General features: G+C 69.9%; 2 protein-coding genes and 1 pseudogene. 2 read left to right on the top strand and 1 reads right to left on the bottom strand.

From position 1 onward, the window contains the following. Both ACXJKL_RS15970 and ACXJKL_RS15965 read left to right on the top strand, forming a co-directional pair. Positions 1-3,495, top strand: a 3,495-nt coding sequence (locus tag ACXJKL_RS15970) for a multifunctional oxoglutarate decarboxylase/oxoglutarate dehydrogenase thiamine pyrophosphate-binding subunit/dihydrolipoyllysine-residue succinyltransferase subunit (protein ID WP_457208014.1), incomplete at its 5' end; no start/stop codon positions are given. 9 nt (positions 3,496-3,504) lie between these two features. Beyond that, positions 3,505-3,681 carry a DUF6104 family protein gene (locus ACXJKL_RS15965; RefSeq protein ID WP_235537350.1) on the top strand — a complete coding sequence of 59 codons (177 nt, stop codon included), beginning with the start codon at positions 3,505-3,507 and terminating at the stop codon, positions 3,679-3,681. 4 nt (positions 3,682-3,685) lie between these two features. Here ACXJKL_RS15965 and ACXJKL_RS15960 read toward each other — a convergent pair. Further along, positions 3,686-4,112 (bottom strand): annotated as a pseudogene (locus ACXJKL_RS15960) (nucleotide pyrophosphatase); the annotation flags it as partial.

The raw sequence follows: 4,112 nt of genomic DNA, 5'->3' as shown, positions 1-4,112 counted from the left end.
TCCTCGGCCCGTCCCACCGCCAAGCCGCGTCCTGCGAGCGAGGCCGCCGAGCCCGCCAAGGGCACCAGCACCCCGGTGGCCAAGGACGCCACGCCGACCGCACCGGCCGCGGCGACCGACGAGCCGACGTACACGACCCTGCGCGGCATCCCGGCCGCGACCGCCAAGAACATGGACCTGTCCCTGAGCGTCCCGACGGCGACGTCGATCCGCACGCTGCCGGTCAAGCTGCTGTGGGACAACCGCACGGTCATCAACAACCACCTCGCCCGTGCCCGCGGCGGCAAGGTCTCCTTCACGCACCTCATCGGCTACGCGCTGGTCAAGGCGCTGCGCTCGATGCCGGAGATGAACAACCACTTCGCCGAGGTCGACGGCAAGCCCACCATGGTGGCGCCGGCGCACATCAACCTCGGACTCGCCGTGGACCAGCAGAAGAAGGACGGCACCCGCCAGCTCGTCGTGCCGTCCATCAAGGGCTGCGAGACGATGGACTTCGCCGGCTTCTGGACGGCGTACGAGGAGGTCATCCGTCGGGCCCGTGACAACAAGCTCACGATGGACGACTACTCCGGCACCACCATGAGCCTCACCAACGTGGGCGGCCTGGGGACCAGCCACTCGGTGCCCCGGCTCATGCCCGGACAGGCCGTCATCGTCGGCGTCGGCGCGATGGAGTACCCCGCCGAGTGGCAGGGCGCCTCCGACGAGGCGCTCAACCGCAACGGCGTCAGCAAGGTCATGACGATCACGTCGACCTACGACCACCGGGTCATCCAGGGTGCGCAGTCGGGCGAGTTCCTGCGGCGCGTCCACCAGCTGCTGCTGGGTGAGGACGACTTCTACGACGAGATCTTCCGCTCGCTGCGGATCCCCTACGAGCCCATCCGCTGGGCCAAGGACATCGTGGCGAGCCACGACGACGACATCGTCAAGCAGGCCCGCATCCTCGAGCTCATCCACGCCTACCGGGTGCGCGGCCACATGATGGCCGACACCGACCCGCTCGAGTACCGCCAGCGCAGCCACCCCGACCTCGAGGTCGAGTCGCACGGGCTGACCCTGTGGGACCTCGACCGCGAGTTCGCCACCGGGTCCTTCGGCGGCGAGGGCCGCCGCTTCATGAAGCTGCGCAACATCCTCGGCATCCTGCGCGACTCCTACTGCCGCACGACCGGCATCGAGTACATGCACATCATGGACCCCGAGCAGCGCAAGTGGATCCAGCAGCGCGTGGAGCAGCCGCACACCAAGCCGCCCCGCGAGGAGCAGCTGCGGATCCTGCTCAAGCTCAACCAGGCCGAGGCCTTCGAGACGTTCCTGCAGACCAAGTTCGTCGGCCAGAAGCGCTTCTCCCTCGAGGGCGGCGAGACCACGATCCCGCTGATCGACGAGATCTGCGAGGCAGCCGCCGAGGTCGGCCTCGACGAGGTCGCGATCGGCATGGCGCACCGCGGCCGCCTCAACGTGCTCGCCAACATCGTCGGCAAGAAGTACAGCCAGATCTTCCGCGAGTTCGAGGGCAACATCGACCCGCGGACCGTCCAGGGCTCCGGCGACGTGAAGTACCACCTCGGTGCCGAGGGCGAGTTCGTCGCCGGCTCCGGCGACCAGATCAAGGTCTCGGTCGCGGCCAACCCCTCGCACCTCGAAGCGGTCGACCCGGTGCTCGAGGGCATCGCACGCGCCAAGCAGGACGTCCTCAACAAGGGCGCCGCCTACCCCGTCCTCCCGCTGCTCGTCCACGGCGACGCGGCCTTCGCGGGCCAGGGCGTGGTCGCCGAGACGCTCAACCTGTCGCAGCTGCGCGGCTACCGCACCGGCGGCACGATCCACGTGGTCGTCAACAACCAGGTCGGCTTCACCACCTCCCCCGGCTCGTCGCGCTCCTCGCTCTACTGCACCGACGTGGCCCGGATGGTCCAGGCGCCGATCTTCCACGTCAACGGCGACGACCCGGAGGCGTGCATCCGCGTCGCCCGGCTCGCCTTCGAGTACCGCCAGGCCTTCAAGAAGGACGTCGTCATCGACCTCGTCTGCTACCGCCGTCGCGGGCACAACGAGGGCGACGACCCGTCGTACACCCAGCCGCTCATGTACGACCTGATCGAGCAGAAGCGCTCGGTGCGCAAGCTGTACACCGAGTCCCTCATCGGTCGCGGGGACATCACCGTCGAGGAGGCCGAGCAGGTCCTCAAGGACTACCAGCAGCAGCTGGAGCGGGTCTTCACCGAGGTGCGCGAGGCCAGCGGCCAGCCCTCCGAGTGGACCACCGTCCCGGACTACCCGGACAAGCCCGTCGGCGATTTCAGCACGGCCGTGTCGCCCGAGGTGCTCAAGCGGATCGCCGACGCCTACACGACCCCGCCGGACGGCTTCACCGTCCACCCCAAGGTCATGCCGCAGCTGCAGCGCCGGGCCGCCGCGATCGCCGACGGCCCCATCGACTGGGGCACCGGCGAGATCCTCGCGTTCGGCTCCCTGCTCATGGACGGCCGTCCGGTGCGCCTGGCCGGCCAGGACTCGCGGCGCGGCACGTTCGTGTCGCGGTTCGCCACGATCATCGACCGGGTCAACGCCGACGAGTGGACTCCGCTGACGAACCTCACCGAGGACCAGGCCAAGTTCCACGTCTACGACTCGCTGCTGTCGGAGTACGCCGCCCTCGGCTTCGAGTACGGCTACTCCGTGGCCCGTCCCGAGGCGCTGGTGCTGTGGGAGGCGCAGTTCGGCGACTTCGTCAACGGCGCCCAGACCGTCATCGACGAGTTCATCTCCGCGGGCGAGACCAAGTGGCGCCAGCAGTCCGGCGTCGTGCTGCTCCTCCCCCACGGCTACGAGGGACAGGGTCCCGACCACAGCTCGGCGCGCATCGAGCGGTTCCTGACCATGGCCGCCGAGGACGCGATGGTGGTGGCGCAGCCCTCGACGCCCGCGTCGTACTTCCACCTGCTGCGTCGCCACTCACTCGGCGAGGAGCACCGTCCGCTGGTGGTCTTCACGCCCAAGTCGATGCTCAAGCGCAAGGAGGCCGCCTCGCAGCCGGACGACTTCACCGGCGAGACGACCTTCCGCCCGTTCATCGGGGACGCGACGGTCGAGGCGGACAAGGTGGAGACCCTGCTGCTCTGCTCGGGTCGGGTCACCTGGGACCTCATGGTCGAGCGCGGCAAGCGCGAGCACGGCGACACCGTCGCGATCGGTCGCATCGAGCGTCTCTACCCCAACCCCGTGGACGAGATCCGGGCCGAGATCGCGAAGTACCCGAACCTCAAGGTCGTGCGCTGGGTGCAGGACGAGCCGGTCAACATGGGTCCGTGGCCGCACTACCAGCTCACCGTGTGGCCGACGCTCGACGTGACCGTGGAGCCCGTCACCCGGCCGGCCTCGGCCTCGCCGTCGGTGGGCACGATCAAGCGCCACGCCGAGGAGCAGAAGTCGCTGCTCGACGCCGCCTTCGAGGCGCCGAGCGCGGCTCCGGGTCGGGACTACTGAGGCTGGGTCGTGTACTTCACCGATCGCGGCATCGAGGAGCTCGAGCGACGCCGGGGTGACGAGGAGGTCACCCTGGCGTGGGTCGCCGACCAGCTGCAGGCCTTCGTGGACCAGCACCCGGAGTTCGAGACCCCGGTGGAGCGGCTGGCCACCTGGCTGGCCCGGCTCGACGATCCGGAGGACTGACGCGTCAGGCCGGCTCGGCCTGGCGGCCCGGCACGGGCAGGTCACGGCGCTGGCCCGACTGCTCGAGGAACCCGACGAGCACCCGGTGCAGCGCGTCGGCCCCGTGGACGTGCTCGTCGGGGGACTCCAGGGCGGTGGGCACGACGAACATCGCGGAGTCCTGCCAGCCGCCGAGACCGCCGTGCGATCCCACCAGCCCCTCGAAGGCCATCACCTCCAGCGTCGAGGCGTCGATGGTGCTGTTGACGTAGAGGTCCGGCGCGGAGGGCATCGTCGTGCAGCGGAGCATGGCCGCGGCGGCGTGCGGGCCGAACGGGGCGAGCGGGTCGACCCCCTCGACCGTGCCGTCGAGGAGCCTGCGGAAGCCCTCGCGGCCGATCACGACCGGGCCGTGGGCCCGGCTGAGCACCGAGACGAACCCCACCCCGGGG

The organism is Nocardioides sp. P5_C9_2 (assembly GCF_054049555.1).
Note: the sequence above shows the minus strand (reverse complement) of the source record. Positions and strands in the feature narration are given on the sequence as shown.